The organism is Candidatus Vagococcus giribetii (genome assembly GCF_017316185.1).
Taxonomy (GTDB): Bacteria; Bacillota; Bacilli; order Lactobacillales; family Vagococcaceae; genus Vagococcus; species Vagococcus giribetii.
In genome coordinates this window covers 71,999-87,821 of sequence record NZ_JAFLVX010000014.1, presented here as the reverse complement: position 1 = coordinate 87,821, position 15,823 = coordinate 71,999, and the positions used below count along the sequence as shown (strand labels likewise).

Annotated in this window: 17 protein-coding genes; all 17 read right to left on the bottom strand. The window is 34.2% G+C overall.

Going from position 1 to position 15,823, the window contains the following annotated elements; genetic code table 11:
• Positions 1–42: 42 nt before the first annotated feature.
• The 17 genes from DOK76_RS04715 to prfB all read right to left on the bottom strand — a co-directional run bounded on the left by DOK76_RS04715 (position 43) and on the right by prfB (position 15,768).
• Complete coding sequence (locus DOK76_RS04715) at positions 43–1,053, bottom strand: NAD(P)H-dependent glycerol-3-phosphate dehydrogenase (protein ID WP_206965326.1); 1,011 nt, start codon at positions 1,051–1,053, stop codon at positions 43–45.
• Positions 1,054–1,141: 88 nt separating this feature from the next.
• A complete protein-coding gene (gene lgt / locus DOK76_RS04710) occupies positions 1,142–1,972 on the bottom strand; it encodes a prolipoprotein diacylglyceryl transferase (protein ID WP_206965325.1) in 831 nt (276 codons plus the stop codon).
• Positions 1,973–1,975: 3 nt separating this feature from the next.
• Positions 1,976–2,917 carry an HPr(Ser) kinase/phosphatase gene (gene hprK, locus DOK76_RS04705; protein WP_206965324.1) on the bottom strand — a complete coding sequence of 314 codons (942 nt, stop codon included), beginning with the start codon at positions 2,915–2,917 and terminating at the stop codon, positions 1,976–1,978.
• Between the two features lie 135 nt (positions 2,918–3,052).
• Positions 3,053–3,409 carry a phage holin family protein gene (locus DOK76_RS04700; protein WP_206965323.1) on the bottom strand — a complete coding sequence of 119 codons (357 nt, stop codon included), beginning with the start codon at positions 3,407–3,409 and terminating at the stop codon, positions 3,053–3,055.
• Positions 3,409–3,750, bottom strand: coding sequence for a PspC domain-containing protein (locus tag DOK76_RS04695; RefSeq protein ID WP_206965321.1), 342 nt, complete (start codon positions 3,748–3,750; stop codon positions 3,409–3,411). Before DOK76_RS04695 ends, DOK76_RS04700 begins: the two co-directional genes overlap by 1 nt.
• Before the next feature lie 23 nt (positions 3,751–3,773).
• A complete protein-coding gene (gene liaX, locus DOK76_RS04690) occupies positions 3,774–5,381 on the bottom strand; it encodes a daptomycin-sensing surface protein LiaX (RefSeq protein ID WP_206965320.1) in 1,608 nt (535 codons plus the stop codon).
• Positions 5,382–5,541: 160 nt separating this feature from the next.
• Positions 5,542–6,816: a murein hydrolase activator EnvC family protein gene (locus DOK76_RS04685; RefSeq protein ID WP_206965319.1), complete on the bottom strand. Its 1,275-nt coding sequence runs from the start codon at positions 6,814–6,816 to the stop codon at positions 5,542–5,544.
• 108 nt (positions 6,817–6,924) lie between these two features.
• The gene (phoU, locus tag DOK76_RS04680; protein WP_206965318.1) at positions 6,925–7,602 is read right to left on the bottom strand and encodes a phosphate signaling complex protein PhoU; all 678 of its coding nucleotides are present in this window, start codon (positions 7,600–7,602) and stop codon (positions 6,925–6,927) included.
• Between the two features lie 18 nt (positions 7,603–7,620).
• A complete protein-coding gene (gene pstB / locus DOK76_RS04675) occupies positions 7,621–8,373 on the bottom strand; it encodes a phosphate ABC transporter ATP-binding protein PstB (RefSeq protein ID WP_206965317.1) in 753 nt (250 codons plus the stop codon).
• Positions 8,374–8,384: 11 nt separating this feature from the next.
• Complete coding sequence (pstB, locus tag DOK76_RS04670; RefSeq protein ID WP_206965316.1) at positions 8,385–9,194, bottom strand: phosphate ABC transporter ATP-binding protein PstB; 810 nt, start codon at positions 9,192–9,194, stop codon at positions 8,385–8,387.
• Positions 9,195–9,215: 21 nt separating this feature from the next.
• The gene (pstA, locus tag DOK76_RS04665) at positions 9,216–10,100 is read right to left on the bottom strand and encodes a phosphate ABC transporter permease PstA (RefSeq protein WP_206965315.1); all 885 of its coding nucleotides are present in this window, start codon (positions 10,098–10,100) and stop codon (positions 9,216–9,218) included.
• Positions 10,100–11,020: a phosphate ABC transporter permease subunit PstC gene (pstC, locus tag DOK76_RS04660; protein ID WP_206965314.1), complete on the bottom strand. Its 921-nt coding sequence runs from the start codon at positions 11,018–11,020 to the stop codon at positions 10,100–10,102. Before pstC ends, pstA begins: the two co-directional genes overlap by 1 nt.
• Positions 11,021–11,044: 24 nt before the next feature.
• Complete coding sequence (locus tag DOK76_RS04655; protein WP_370590093.1) at positions 11,045–11,890, bottom strand: phosphate ABC transporter substrate-binding protein PstS family protein; 846 nt, start codon at positions 11,888–11,890, stop codon at positions 11,045–11,047.
• A 366-nt stretch (positions 11,891–12,256) separates the two neighbouring features.
• The gene (locus DOK76_RS04650; protein ID WP_206965312.1) at positions 12,257–12,850 is read right to left on the bottom strand and encodes a hypothetical protein; all 594 of its coding nucleotides are present in this window, start codon (positions 12,848–12,850) and stop codon (positions 12,257–12,259) included.
• A 109-nt stretch (positions 12,851–12,959) separates the two neighbouring features.
• Entirely contained in the window at positions 12,960–13,847 is an 888-nt protein-coding gene (gene ftsX / locus DOK76_RS04645; RefSeq protein ID WP_206965311.1) for a permease-like cell division protein FtsX, read from the bottom strand.
• Entirely contained in the window at positions 13,840–14,526 is a 687-nt protein-coding gene (gene ftsE / locus DOK76_RS04640) for a cell division ATP-binding protein FtsE (RefSeq protein WP_206965310.1), read from the bottom strand. The genes ftsX and ftsE overlap by 8 nt, the downstream gene beginning before the upstream one ends.
• A 134-nt stretch (positions 14,527–14,660) precedes the next feature.
• Positions 14,661–15,768, bottom strand: a protein-coding gene (gene prfB, locus DOK76_RS04635; protein ID WP_206965309.1) for a peptide chain release factor 2 whose coding sequence is annotated in 2 segments (ribosomal slippage) — positions 14,661–15,695 and positions 15,697–15,768 — 1,107 coding nt in all. Because the reading frame shifts where the segments join, the coding sequence is not laid out codon by codon here.
• Positions 15,769–15,823 lie beyond the last annotated feature (55 nt).

The window sequence follows — 15,823 nt, the reverse complement described above, 5'->3', positions numbered from 1 at the left end:
ACATAAGTTGTTACGCCTATGCCACAGCTCCTATTAGTTACTTTAAAATTCTTGTTCTGACTTAAACTCTCTTAACATAATTTGTTTAATGACGTTATCAACATTTTCGTTATCGTATAACACTTTATAAATTGTTTCAGTAATTGGCATATCAATGCCTAATTCTCTTGATAATTCATAAGCTGCTTTAGTCGTTGAAACACCTTCAACAATCATTCCCATGTTGTCTAAAACATTCTCTAATGAATGTCCTTTACCAAGTAAATCGCCTGCACGCCAGTTTCTAGAGTGAACACTTGTACATGTTACTGCTAAGTCACCAACACCACTTAAACCAATAAAAGTTAGTGGATCTGCTCCCATCGCTACTCCTAAACGGCTAATTTCAGCTAGACCACGTGTCATAATAGCTGCACGAGCATTATCTCCGTATCCTAACCCATGTAACGCACCAGAGCCTAGGGCAATAATATTTTTCAATGCTGCACCTAATTCAACACCAATCACATCTTGATTAGTGTACACACGGAAGTATTCATTTGAGAATAACTGTTGCACATATTCAGCACAAGCTAAATCAGCAGCTGCTGCAGTGATCGTTGTCACGTCTTTAACTGCAACTTCTTCTGCATGACTTGGGCCTGATAGAACAACTACATCTTTACGATGTTCTGCTGGAATTTCCTCTAATAACACTTCAGAAATACGTTTATAAGAAACTTGTTCTAATCCTTTACTTGCATGAATAATAACTGGTTGGTTGTGACATACCTCAACGAATTGTTTTGCCACGCTTCTCATTGCTTTTGTTGGAACAACAAACAAGACGGCATCGGCATCAGCGACACACTCTTCCATATTATAATTAGCCTTTAATTCAATTGGCAACTGAATATCTGGTAAATACTTACTGTTTGTATGGTTTTCATTGATTTCACTCATTTGTTCAGCATGGTGTCCCCAAATTGTGACATCATGACCGTTTTCTACTAAGACCATCGCTAAAGCCGTTCCCCAAGAACCTGCTCCTAGCACAGCTACTTTTTGCTTCATGTTTTAAAAGCTCCTTTAACATCTTTTTATCACTTCTCAGTTTATCATACTAGTAATGCTTTAAAAAAGCAAAAAAATAAGAAAGCCCTTAAATGGCTTTCTTATCTCCTTTAGTTCTATCATAAAATGGTAAATCATATTTTTTTCTTCTGAAAATAAGTAAGGCCAAAGCCCCTACAAATAAAACAGCCGATAATAATTGAGACACACGAATCACATTACCAAGCATCAAACTATCTGTACGCATTCCTTCAATGAAGAAGCGACCAAATGAGTACCATAAAACATACATCAATGCTAATTCTCCTTCTTTAAGGAAGTTAGGTTTCCTTCTTAAAGCAACTAGCACAACAAATCCAAGGACATTCCAAACACTCTCATATAAGAATGTCGGTTGGCGATATTGGCCATCAATATACATATTATCAATAATAAATTGTGGTAAGTGTAATCCTTCTAAAAAGTTACGACTAACAACACCACCAAAGGCTTCATGATTCATGAAATTTCCCCAACGACCAATTCCTTGGGCTAAAATCACACTGGGTGCTGCCACATCTAAAAATTTCCATGTAGAAATAAAACGATGTCTCGTAAAGAAAAAGACCACTAACCCTCCGGCAATTAAGCCTCCGTATATGGCTAAGCCACCATTTCGAATTGCTAGAATTTCACTTGGATGAGCTAAATAATAGTCCAACTCAAACAACACATAATAAAGTCTTGCTCCAAGAATTGAAATAGGTAGTGCCCAAAGCATCAAATCCACCACATCGTCTTCTCTAAGTCCTACTTTAACAGCTTCCTTTGAGGCTAACCAAGACACTAACACAATACCTGATACGATAATAATAGCGTACCATTGTATATCTAACCCAAACAACGTAAATGCTGTTGGATCTATGTATAATAACTTCATTTATTAATTTCCCTTCTCACTTGAGTTTTCTTCAATTAGTTTACTCAGATTTGCTTCGAATTTTTTCGTCGCATCATATCCCATTGTTTTAGCTCTGAAATTCATCGCCGCTACTTCAATAATAGTTGCCACGTTTCGACCAGTTGATACTGGAATTGTAATACGTGGAACTGGGACATTACCTAGGGAAATCGTTTCAGTACTACTGCCTAAACGATCGTATTTATTATCATTTGTCCAGTCTTGCAAATTAACGACTAGAGAAATTTGAGATTTATTTCTAACAGAACTCGCTCCAAATAAATTCATGATATCAATAATTCCCACACCACGAATCTCCATTAAATGTTCTAAAATCTTTGGAGCCTCTCCAATAACTGTACGTTCATCTTGGCGATAAATATCCACACGGTCATCTGCAATTAAGCGATGTCCTTTTTTAATTAATTCAAGACCTGTTTCACTTTTACCAATTCCACTGCTTCCTTGAATCAATACACCTAAACCATAGACCTCTACTAACACGCCATGGATTGAAACACGTTCAGCTAACTGGCTTTCTAAAAAGTTCGAGATAATACCAGAAAGTAATGATGTTGAAATCGTTGAAGAAATAATTGGAATATGTTTTTCTTTTGTAATTTCCACTAACTCTTCTGGGACCTTCAAACCACGAGCGACAACAAAACAAGGGATTTCTTCAGAACATAGCTTTCTAAAAATAATATCTTTTTCAATTGACGTCATTTTTTCAGTAAATGTAATTTCTTTTTTTCCAAATAACTGGATACGATCTGCTGGATAATAATTAAAATAACCTGTTAATTCTAATCCTGGTCTTGAAATCTCACTTGAACAAACACTTCTATCTAAGTAATCTTCGCCAGAGTAAACATCTAATTGTAGTTGATTCACAATATCTTTAATTTGCACCATTTCTGTCACTTCCTTAACGTTTAAAATCTATATCGACTGTTATAGTTTATCATTTAATGCCTAGATATTCTAGGGAATCACACTTAAATAAAGAAAAAGGACAACTTATTATCGTTGTCCTTTTTTCTTATTCTTATTTCTCATTTAACGGTATTTACTTTCATTATGATCTGTCACAATGGTATTAATAAACGACATGATAACAGCAATCAATAATGCTGAACCAAAGCTAGAAAAAGCAAAGTTTGTTTCTCCAACTAAGCTTGATGTCATCTTCAAAATAGCTGCGTTGATGACAAAACTGAACAAGCCAAAGGTAATCAGCGTAATCGGTAATGAAAACAAATGCAAGATTGGCTTAACAATCATGTTTAGGATAGATAAGACAAAACTTGCAACAATCGCAATGACAAAGCTACTGACATAAAACTTCGTTGGAAATAAAACAGAGAGTGAAATAAACGCTAATGTATTAACTACTAACCTCTGTAGATAAGACACTAGAAATCGCTCCAATCATCTTCTTCAACCTTCACTTTTTCCGCTTCTTTTCTTGGTTTAGCCGCTTTTTTGCGATTGAATTTATTATCCTCATAAGGATGATATTGTTCAAAAGGTTCATCATAAGTATTAAAGTTTGAACGTCTTTGGTTAGTTCCTGATGGAAGTAATACCATTAAAGCGATGTATAATAAGAAACCTGGAAATCCTGTTGTTACTAAAGAGAGAATCACATAGATTACTCGAACAATCGTAGGATCGATGCCAATATATTCAGCTACTCCGGCTAATGAACCAGAAATAACTACATTTGATGAGGATTTAGTTAATTTTTTACTCATGTTATTTCACTCCAATTTATTCTTTAATTATCAGTGTCTTTTAAAAGAATGCTTCCTGTTGTTGTTCCAAGGTTAACATAAACTAACTCTTCAGAACCATCTCTTCTAAACTCTTCACATTGATTTGTTTTATCGCGCTTTTCACGAATCATTTCAATATTAGAAAAACGATTTTTAATACTACCAAAATTTGTTTTACATGTTCCTTCGATACCGACAGTATCAGGTAAAGCTAACTTAATTGTTCCATTGACAGCAGATGCGTCAACTTTTTTAGGTGAACTATCTTTAGGGACTGTCACTCTGATTTCTCCATTGATTAGAGATACTTTTGTGCTTTTAATATCAGATTTCAAGCGAACATTTCCGTTAACTGTTTCTCCTAGAAAATCGATAATAGAGCTATCTTTCACGTCAACTTCTCCATTTACGCCTTCAACTTCTAACATACTAGCTGAAACTCTCTCTACTTTCATCTCACCATTAGTTGTTTTTAAGAAGACATCTCCTAAAACCAACTCACTTAACTTGATATCTCCATTTAACATTTTAACTGATACATGATCATAATGTCTGTTAGGTAAGTAGAAGACCAAATCAACTTTCATGCGTTTGTTTGGAATTTGGAAAGAAATTTTTTCATCATCTACATCAATGTCAGCTCTTTCTAAAAACGCTTCAAACAAACTATCAGCGTTCATTTTTCCGTAGAACTTAATATCTGCTTCAACTTTAACATCTTCTTGGTCCCATGTTTTAAAGGCAACTTTACCATTTGCCACTTTTACATCAATTAGAGTTGCTTTGTTATCTGGGTATAAAAACTCATGAGATAACGATTGACTAGCAACACCTGGTACTTTAATGTTAATGTCTTTCCAATCAACATTATCGTTAACTGAATTCGTAACTGCTTCAATCGTTTTCTTGATGAATGAGCCAAACTGAGTACCAGCTTCACCCACTTTTTCGCCTACTTGATTGAATGTTTCATTGGCTTGTTCTTTCCAATCATCTGGAAGATCAAATTTTGCTTTCCAATCTTCTTTAACGGTTTCTTTTTGTTCTTTCTTGAATTCTTTCAATTGCTCTTTTAATTCTTCTTTTTCAGAGAGTAATTGTTCTTTTGTTTCTTTTAAGTAACTTACTTCTTTTTCTAATTCTTCTCGTTCTAACAATTTACCTTCTGTTAAGCCGTCCAAATCTTCCATTGTATCTAAGACTGTGATGGCTTCATTTTTTTCATTGATGTCTTTATCCAACCCTTGAATTTCAACATCAATTTCATCTAAATTAGCTGATACTTCATTAATACCTTCTGTAATTTCAGCTAATATTTTTTCTAAGCGTTCTTGGTCTTGACGTTCATTCTCTTGAAGTTTTTCAAAGAAATCCTCAGTACCAAGTAAATCCTCTTTTTCTAGCATCTCATCAACTGAAGAGTGTTCCTGTTTATCACTCTCAATTGTTTCTCCTTGTTCAGACACCACATTTTTCTTCACTTCTGCTGCTTCTTTATTTACCAATTTTTCATCTTTTTCAGTTGCTATATTCTCCAATAAAACCAAAGCTTCCTCAGTCGATAATATTCCTTTTTTGACTAACTCCAAAATTCTATCTCTTTCTTGCATGTGTAAAGCCTCCTTATAGGTTTTATAAATCTTATATACACATTATGCCTGTAAACAATTTTTTTGTCATAGGTCTTGAGTTGGATTTATGCATATATCTCAAGAACCTACTAAGATGGGATAAAAAAAGACTAACCTAAAGGTAGGCTAGTCTTATATCTTATAATCCAATAAATGGAGCTGGGTTCATGAAACCACTCCAAAGTCCAGTTGAGATACCAAAGTGTAAATGGTTACCAGTTGAACTACCAGTTGTTCCAACTAATCCAACAACATCTCCTGCAGAGACAGTTGAACCTGCTGCGATTCCTGGTTGACTCATATGCATGTAATAAGTGTAATAACCATTATCATGTTGGATAATAACGTGGTTACCTGCACTATAATGATAACTTGATTCAACAACCGTTCCAGCTCTAGATGCCATAATAGGCGTTCCAGCTGGTGCTGCCATATCTAAACCATCATGGAAGTCTCCAGCAAAACCTGTAGGGTCTTGACGAGGTCCAAATGTACTTGTAATAGTGAATGATGATAATGGTCTTTGGAAGCCACTTGCATAACTTGATTCACTGTTATCACTAGCACCTTTATCTCCAGTTGGTTTTGTGATTGAACTTGGTCCATTTGCTTCTAATTGGTCATTTGCTTTTTCTTGCTCTTTTTCAAATGCTTTTTGAGCATCTGCTGCTGCTTGTTGAGCTGCTTTTTGTTGTTCAGCTATTTCTTTAGCTTTTTTAGCTTGTTCAGCTGCAATTCGTTCTGCTTCTGCTTTTTGAGCAACAAATTCAGATTTTTTATTTTTAGCGTCATCTAAGTTTTTCAAAATGTCATTAGCTAATTTAACTTGAGCAATTTTTGAAGTTTCTAACTCAGCTTGTTTTTCTTTTAAAACAGCAGCTTTTTCAGTTACTTCTTGAACTTTCTCTTCAACACTAGCTTTTTTTGTATTTAAATTGTCTTGATCTTCTTTTTGTGCTTCCATGATATCATTGTTGGCTGAGACTAATTTAGAATAGGCTACAGTTCTACCAATTGCATCAGAAATTGATTCAGAATCTAACAATACATTAACTAAGTCTTGTTTGTCTTGATTGATTTGAGTTGATCTTGCTTGCTCTTCAATCTTTTGATTTCTTTTTTCAATTTTGATTTCTAATTCTTTAATTTCTTCTGTTAATTGATTAACTTCTTTTTCAAGGGTTGCTTTTTCTTTTAAAAGAGAATCTGTTTCAGAAGTCAGACTATTAATTTTTGCTTCTAAGTCTGCTAGAGAACTATCAGATGCTGCTTTCTTAGCACTTAAGTCATTAATCTTTTGTTCTTCGTTTGCAATTTTACTATCGATACTTTCTGCTTGAACAACTCCAGGGCATGTTAATCCCATTATTGAGAGTGTTGCTACAGTCAATACGATTGATTTTTTTATTTTCATTAACATTACCTCGGCTTAATTTGATTACTTATAAACTATATCATACAAACATAGGTAAAAAGATTACAACTTGATTACAAATTATAACAAAAAAACTAGGTATATGACCTAGTTTTCTTCGAAGTTTTTCAAATCAAGTTCTTCAATTTTCCCTGTTGTTAGATACACAATCCACTCACAGATGTTTGTTACGTAATCACCGATTCTTTCTAAGTAACCAGCCACTTGTAAATAATCTGCTCCCACAATAACTGTTTCTGGGTTTTCTTGCATCGCTTTAATTGAATGAGAGTAGATTGATTTAAAGTATTTATTAGTTAATTTATCACTTAAAGCAATTTCAATTGCGTGTTGACTGTCTGTATTAACATAAGCAATCAGAACTTCACTCACCATTGCCATAACGTGTGTTGCCATTTCAGAAATTTCATTTTCAATTTCTAATACACGTTTATTCCCTTTAACACGAATAGTTGATTTAGCAATAGATACAGCATGGTCTCCCATTCTCTCTAAATCTGAACTAGCTTTCATAATAGTTACAATTTTTCTGAGATCTAATGTAACGGGTTGTTGCAGAGCAATCATCTCAAAACATTTTTTCTCTAAGTCTTGCTCTTTAGCATTAATTCGCTCATCATCTGCAATCACTTCTTTTGCTAAGCTTTTATCATGGTCAATAAAAGCACGAATTGACTTTCTAATGGCTTCGTTAACATCTTCACCCATTTTTTCAAATTTATCATGAATTTTTGTTAAATCTTCTTCGAATTGGCTTCTTAACATACGTTATCTCTCCTTCTTTTAACCAAATTTCCCTGTAATATAATCTTCTGTTTGTTTTTCCTTAGGATTAATGAAGATGTTTTTTGTTTTGTCATACTCGATTAAATCACCACTCAAGAAGAAGGCTGTTTTATCCGAAATTCTTGAGGCTTGTTGCATATTATGAGTTACCATAATCATTGTGTATTTGTTTTTTAATTCAACTAACATATTCTCTATTTTACCACTAGATACAGGATCTAGTGCACTAGTTGGCTCATCTAATAAAATAACTTCTGGTTTCACGGCAAGAACTCTTGCAATACAGACACGTTGTTGTTGTCCACCAGATAAAGAAAGAGCACTTTTATTTAGCTTATCTTTCACATCATCCCAAACTGCGGCAGCTTTTAGACTTTCTTCAACCACTTGATCTAGCTCAGCTTTTGAATGTTTTCCTTCTAATCTTAATCCGTAAATAACATTTTCGTAGATAGAAAATGGGAATGGATTAGGTTGTTGAAACACCATACCGATTTGTTTTCTGAGTGACACTGTATCCATTTTAGGGCTATAGATATCTTTTCCATTGTAACTAACATTTCCCGTAATAGTCACAGAAGGAATTAAATCATTCATACGATTTAGTGTTCTTAAAAATGTTGATTTACCACAACCTGAAGGACCGATAAGAGCTGTAATACCGCCTTTATCAAAATCCATTGTAATTCCTTTTAACGCTTCATTTTTGCCATAATAAAGATGCAAATCTTTTGATTCTATAATAGACATGTATTTCCTCCTTATCCAAAATGTCCAGACACATAATCATCAGTTGCCTGAATTTTAGGTCGTGTGAAGATTTTTCTTGTTTTGTCATACTCCATTACTTGTCCCATATAGAAAAATGCCGTGTAATCACTAATACGGGATGCTTGTTGCATGTTGTGAGTCACAATAATGATCGTATAGTTTTCTTTTAAGTTAATTAACGTTTCCTCTACTTTACTTGTTGAGATTGGGTCTAGCGCACTAGCAGGCTCATCTAAAAGTAAAATATCTGGTTTCATTGCAATCGCTCGAGCAATGCATAAGCGTTGTTGTTGTCCCCCTGATAAAGCTAAAGCACTTTTGTTTAAGTTATCTTTTACTTGCTCCCAAAGCGCTGCTTGTTTAAGGCTTGTTTCAACAATTTCATCTAATTCTTTCTTGTCTTTCATGCCATGACGGCGTAATGCAAATGTAATATTGTCATAAATTGACTTACTAAATGGATTCGGACGTTGGAAAACCATACCAATGTGTTTTCTCATTTCGTATACATCAACTGCTTTAGAATTGATATCTGTATTTTCGTAAAAGATTTTACCTTCAATTTTAGTGCCATCAATTTCATCATTCATTCTATTTAAAGAACGTAAATAAGTTGATTTACCACAACCTGAAGGACCAATTAATGACGTAATTTTATTTTCTTCAAATTGAAGACTGACACCTTTAATCGCTTCATTTTGACCATACCAAACATGAAGATCATCTGTTGTCAGTGCAATTTTATTCTCGTTTTCATTTAACTGAATAATATGTGTTTCATCCAGATTATATTTTTTCATGATTAATCCCCTTATCTACTTCTATGCTGATGTAATTTTCTTATGCAATCTCTTACCGATAAAACGTGCTAAGAAGTTGAATATTAACACAGCAATAATTAATACAGCTGAAGCTCCTGCTGATACTTGAGCGCCATCAGGCATGTTACCTTCACTATTAATTTTCCAAATATGAACAGCTAACGTTTCTGCTTGTCTAAAAATATTTAATGGGCTTGTAATACTCATTGGGTTCCAGTTAGTGAAATCTAAGGCTGGGGCACTTTGTCCGGCTGTATAGATTAAAGCAGCTGCCTCACCAAAAATACGACCTGCTCCAAGAATGATTCCTGTTAAAATACCAGGTAAAGCTTCTGGAATAACTACCCGTATAACTGTTTCCCATCGTGATAAACCTAGAGCTAACCCTGCTTCACGTTGAGTAAAATGAACAGCTTTTAATGATTCTTCTACGTTTCTTGTTAATAGTGGTAAGTTAAAGAATGTTAATGCTAGGGCTCCTGAAATAATAGAGAAACCTAATCCTGCTTGAATAACAAACACTAAAAACCCAAACAAACCAACAACAACAGAAGGAAGTGAACTTAATACTTCAATTGATGTTCTAATAATGTTAGTTAACATATTATCTTTGGCGTACTCTGCTAAGTAGATACCTGCTCCAATAGAGATTGGGATACTAATTAACATTGTAATAAATAGTAGATAAAATGAGTTGAATAGTTGGATACCAATACCACCACCAGCTTGGAAACTCTTAGATGGTTGCGTCAAGAAATCCCAACTAATATGAGGAACTCCTCTACCTAAAATATAAAGTAAAAGACTTGCTAAAATAGTAATGATGATCACAGCAATTCCATAAAGAACGCCTGTGGCTATTTTGTCTGCTCTTTTTGCATTCATTATTTCATTGCTCCTTTTCTACCAATTAAACGTGTCACAATATTGAAGAATAATGACATTAATAATAGTAATAATGCTAATGACCATAAGACATTGTTTTGTAAAGTTCCCATAATTGTATTACCAATTCCCATAGTTAACACACTTGTTAACGTTGAAGCTGGTGTGATTAAGTTATGCGGCATTAGAGACGCATTACCAATAACCATTTGAATCGCTAGGGCTTCACCAAAGGCTCTTGCCATACCAAAAACAACAGCTGTTAAGATTCCTGGGATAGCTGAGCGAAGAACCACTTTGTAAATTGTTTGCCATCTAGTTGCTCCAAGAGCTAGAGACGCTTCACGGTAATGTCTTGGTACAGCCTTTAGAGCGTCAACTGTCATTGATGTCACTGTTGGTAAAATCATAACAAATAAGACAAATGTCCCTGCTAGAATACCAAATCCAGAACCACCAAAAACACTTCTTACAGCAGGTACAATGACTGAAAGACCAATAAATCCATAAACAACTGACGGAATACCTACAAGTAATTCAATAACTGGTTGAAGAACTTTAGTTCCTAATTTAGGTGATATTTCTGTCATAAAAACTGCCGCACCGATTGCAAAAGGTGTCGCAATTAAAGCAGATAAAAACGTTACGATAAAAGAACCTAAAATCATTGGTAAGGCTCCTACTAATGGTTGTCCACTTTCATCAACTGAACTTGGGTTCCATTCTGTTCCAAATAAGAAATCTTTTAAACTAACACCATCTACAAAAAAGGTAGCTAGTCCTTTACTAGCAACAAAATAAAAAATAGCAACTACGACAGCAACGATTAAAGCTATTGCTAAAAAACTAATACTTTTCCCAAATTGCTCTGTTTTTTTCTTCGATGATTTTTTTAGCAACTTACTCTGAATATCTTCCAAGGTTTTTCCTCCTATGCCCTTCCCTTATTTGGGCGTTACATTTCCTTCTACATCTCTATCCACAGTCATACGTGAAACTGGAATGTAGCCTAATTGTGGAACGATTTCTTTTTGTACGTCCTCTGATAACATGTAATCAAGGAAATCTTTGGTTAACCCTTTTGGCTCTCCTTTTGTATACATATGCTCATAAGACCATACTGGCCATTTGTTTCTCATGACATTTTCTTCTGTTGGACTAATACCATCAATTGATAGTGTAGCCACTTCATCTGTTACATATGAAAATGAGACATAACTAATAGCTCCTGGTGTTGTACTAACAATTTGTCTAACCATACCAGTTGAATCTTGTTCTTGCGCATTTTTAGGTTTCTCCCCATCTAATACCCATTGTTCAAATGTATGACGACTACCACTTCCAGCTGCACGGTTAATTAATACGATTTTTTGATTACGTCCGCCAACTTCTTTCCAATTAGTAATCTCACCTGTAAAAATTTTCTTTAAATCCTCTTTTGAAATATCTGTTACGCCAACTTCTTTATTTACAATTGGTGTTAAGCCTACAACAGCGATTTGATGATCAACTAGCTCATCACTTTTAATACCCTCTTTTTCTTCAGCAAATAAATCTGAATTACCAATATCCACTGCGCCAGATTGAACTTGGCTTAAACCAGTCCCACTACCGCCACCTTGAACATTAATAAATTTACCTACATTTGTGCTACTATACTGCTCTCCAGCAGCTTCGACTAAGGGTTGCATAGCTGATGATCCTACTGCATTAATTGATTCACCATTATCAACTTTCCCACAACTAACTAATACTAAAGATAAAGCTAATAGTCCCGTTGCTTTGTACACTTTTTTCACGAGTTAACCTCCTAGAATTTACCAATATTTTACAAAATAATCTCATTTACTTTTTCGTCCAAACTAAACATATAATTTAGAGGGGAAAATTGCAAGTCTTTTTACATTCTTTTTACAATAATCATTTTTTTAAGAAATTAATAAGAGTTTTTTTAACATACCTTTTTCATTATAATACACTTGTGTTATAATTGAGTGGAAACTTAGTTTATTTTTATTTTTTTGATACGCAGGCTCCCCAACTTGCGTGCTAATAGTGCCTATGCACGAATAAACAATAAACGGTTTCTACTCACTAATAATATTCCCCATTGAGTTAGTGACAAATATCATCCCTTATAAGAAAAAAGATGACATTTATGTGTCATCTTTTTTCTTTTCCTCGTACTCAAACATCATGTCTTTGTATTTATATAGATAATGACTATCTAATTTATACGTATGCCAAGCTTCCATATACATAAAAACATAGAACAAAACGATAACAAAACCAAATATTTCACTAAACTCCATTTGAATGGACACACTGATTATTTTTTCTATTAATCCTTGTAAAAACACAAAAGTCACAATAATAGGCGAAATTTCTTTCAACATATCCAATTTTTTCTCAGCTAATTGGACATATCTTTCATAACGATTATATTCCTTTACTAATAGAAGATAATACTCTTCTGAGTCTTGACTGGGTATCTTTTCCTTACGATTTTTAAGTCTAAAATAGTGATAGATTAAATTAGTAGCTGCCAGAAACAAAAAAATCAAAATGTAAATAAGACGATGCTTTGAAAACTCTATCTCTTCAAAAAAACTGGCATGCTTATTCTGACTTAACAAAAAATCAAATATAAAAAATAAACCTACTAAAACGAGATACATACTTGCCTTATGTTTAATCAAATGATACGTTTCATTCTCTTGATTGATATCTCCCTCACCACACTTTCTCATATAAATCCCTCTTACTTTAATTGTACTATTTTCTTGGTTTATCTCAACAGACAAAATAAAAAAAGGTTAACCTAAATGTTAACCTTTTTCTACTATATATAGACATTCGTTAAATCTTCAAGAATCTTCTCATCGAAAGAACTGAACCGAAAGATCCAATTACAACTCCAATAACGAGTAATAACCCATTTAATTGAAGGACTAATGAGGTTGGTGAAACAAGTTCATAAGATGCTGAAGCAATCATACTCTTCGTAAAGAAGTAATAAACTTGAGAATAGCCAAATGAAATCAGAAGAACAGGAACAATTGATCCTAGTACACCAATGAAGGCACCTTCTAGGAAGAATGGCCAACGAATGAAGCCATTTCTCGCTCCTACTAGTCTCATAATTTGAATTTCGCGTTTTCTTGAAATAATTGTGATTCGGATTGTATTAGAGATTAAGAAAATCGCTACCGCAATCAAGAAGACCGCTCCGATAGAACCCCATAATCTTACGTTTTTAGAAATCGCTAAAATCTTATCTGAGTTTTGGCCACCGTAGTCTGCCTTATGAACATTTTTTAAGCCTGATGCTGCTTTTTGAATGCCTTTAATTGAATCAGAGTCTTTAGCAGTCAAAATATACACATCATATAATGGATTATCATCTCCATCAAATAACTTCCAAGTATCTCCTAACTTATCTGTTAATTTTTTATACTCATTTTGTTTACTTGAAAAGATTACTTTTTCAACATTAGGAATTTTATTTAATTCTTCTCCTAATGCTTTCGTATCTTTTTCATTAGTACCGATATCAACAAAGACCGATACATCTACACTGTTGTTAATATCTTCTGCTATTTTAGCAACGTTTAAAATGACACCTAGGAAAATACCTACTAATGTCAAGGTTACTGTTACAGCACTGACAGATGCCAGCGTCATCCAACCATTTCGTTTTAAGTTTTTTAATGCACTACCTATATGTCTGAAAAAATTTCTAATCATCGTATCCGTAATCCCCCTCATCTTGATCTCGTGTAATTCGACCATTTTCAATTGCCAAGACACGATGACGGATTTCGTTTACTATCATACTATTATGAGTGGCCATAACAATGGTTGTACCTTGATTATTGATTCGTTCAAGTAAATCCATGATTTCCCATGAGTTTTCAGGGTCTAAGTTTCCTGTTGGTTCGTCAGCGATGAGTACTTTAGGTGTATTAACAATTGCTCTAGCAATTGCAACACGTTGTTGCTCCCCACCTGACAATTCATCTGGAAACACTCTAACTTTGTGTTTTAGTCCTACTAAGTCTAATACTTCTAGAACGCGTTTTTTAACTTCTCTTGGTTTTTTTCCAATAACTTGCATAGCATAAGCTACATTTTCATAAACTGTTTTTTGAGATAGCAGTTTATAATCCTGGAACACAATACCAATTTCACGACGTAAATAAGGGACGTTACGATTTTTGATGGTTAATAAATCATAACCACATACATTTAAACTTCCCTTAGTCGCTTTTTCTTCACGATACATTAACTTGATAAACGTTGATTTACCAGCACCACTAGGGCCTACAACGTAAACAAATTCTCCTTGATTTATATTGACAGATAAATTTCTAACGGCAGTTGTTCCATTAGAATACTTTTTGGTAACTTTCTTCATTTCAATCATGAGTATTCTCCCCACTTATTTTTATATTAACTAAATAACCTCACATCTCAAAAACAGTATAACATGAGATTGTCTTGATGTTAATTTCATTACATTACAATTCTATTTCAAAACATGACTATTGGCTAGAGTTGTTATACGTTTGACATTTTCCATCTTAAGTAGGCATCAATAAACCCATCTATATCTCCGTCCATAACAGACTGAGTATTTCCAACTTCGTAATTTGTTCGGTGATCTTTTACCATAGAGTATGGATGGAAAACATAAGATCTGATTTGAGATCCCCAACCAATTTCCATTTGCTCCCCGCGAATACTAGCAGCTTCTTGCTCTTTTTTCTCCATCTCAATTTGATAGAGTTTTGCTTTCAACATACTCATGGCTTGTTCTCTATTTTTAAGTTGTGAACGTTGTGCTTGAGAAGCAACAACCACACCACTTGGAATATGAGTGATTCGAACGGCTGAATCAGTTTTATTGACATGCTGACCTCCAGCTCCACTTGCTCGGTAGGTATCAACTTTCAAATCGTCTGATTTAATATCAATGGACACATCATCTGATAGTTCTGGCATCACATCAATGGAACAAAAAGAAGTATGTCTTCTTGAATTTGAATCAAAAGGTGAAATTCTAACTAGACGATGAACCCCTCGTTCTGATTTTAGATAACCAAAGGCATTAAATCCCTTAATCAATAGCGTCACACTTTTAATGCCAGCTTCATCTCCAGCTTGATAATCAATTGTCTCCACTTGAAAGCCTTTTGAATCAGCCCATCTTGTATACATTCTTAAAAGCATGCTGCCCCAATCCTGAGATTCCGTGCCTCCTGCACCTGGATGAAATTCCAAAATAGCATTGTTATGATCATATTCATCACTGAGTAGCTGTGACAACTCAAACTCATCTACTTTAGACTGATAACTTTTATAGTTATCAACTAGCTCTTTAAACATATCCTCATCAGGTTCTTCATCAAGCATCTCTACCATTAAAACTAGATCTTCTAATCCTGTTGCTAAATCATTAAAGGTATCATATTGTGCTTTTAACTGATTAGATCGATCAATTGTGCTTTGAGCTTTTTGAGAATCGTTCCAAAAATCAGGATCCTCCATCATTGACTCAGCTTCTGCTATTTGCTCTTCTAACTCATCTAAGTCAAAGAGACCCCCTAAAATTAGTTATCTTTTCAGCTAGTTGTTCTAAATTTGTTTTAATTTCATATAATTCCATAAAAAGACCTCCTAGAAATAAGCAAAGCGACTCAGAATTTCTAAGTCGCACTCGC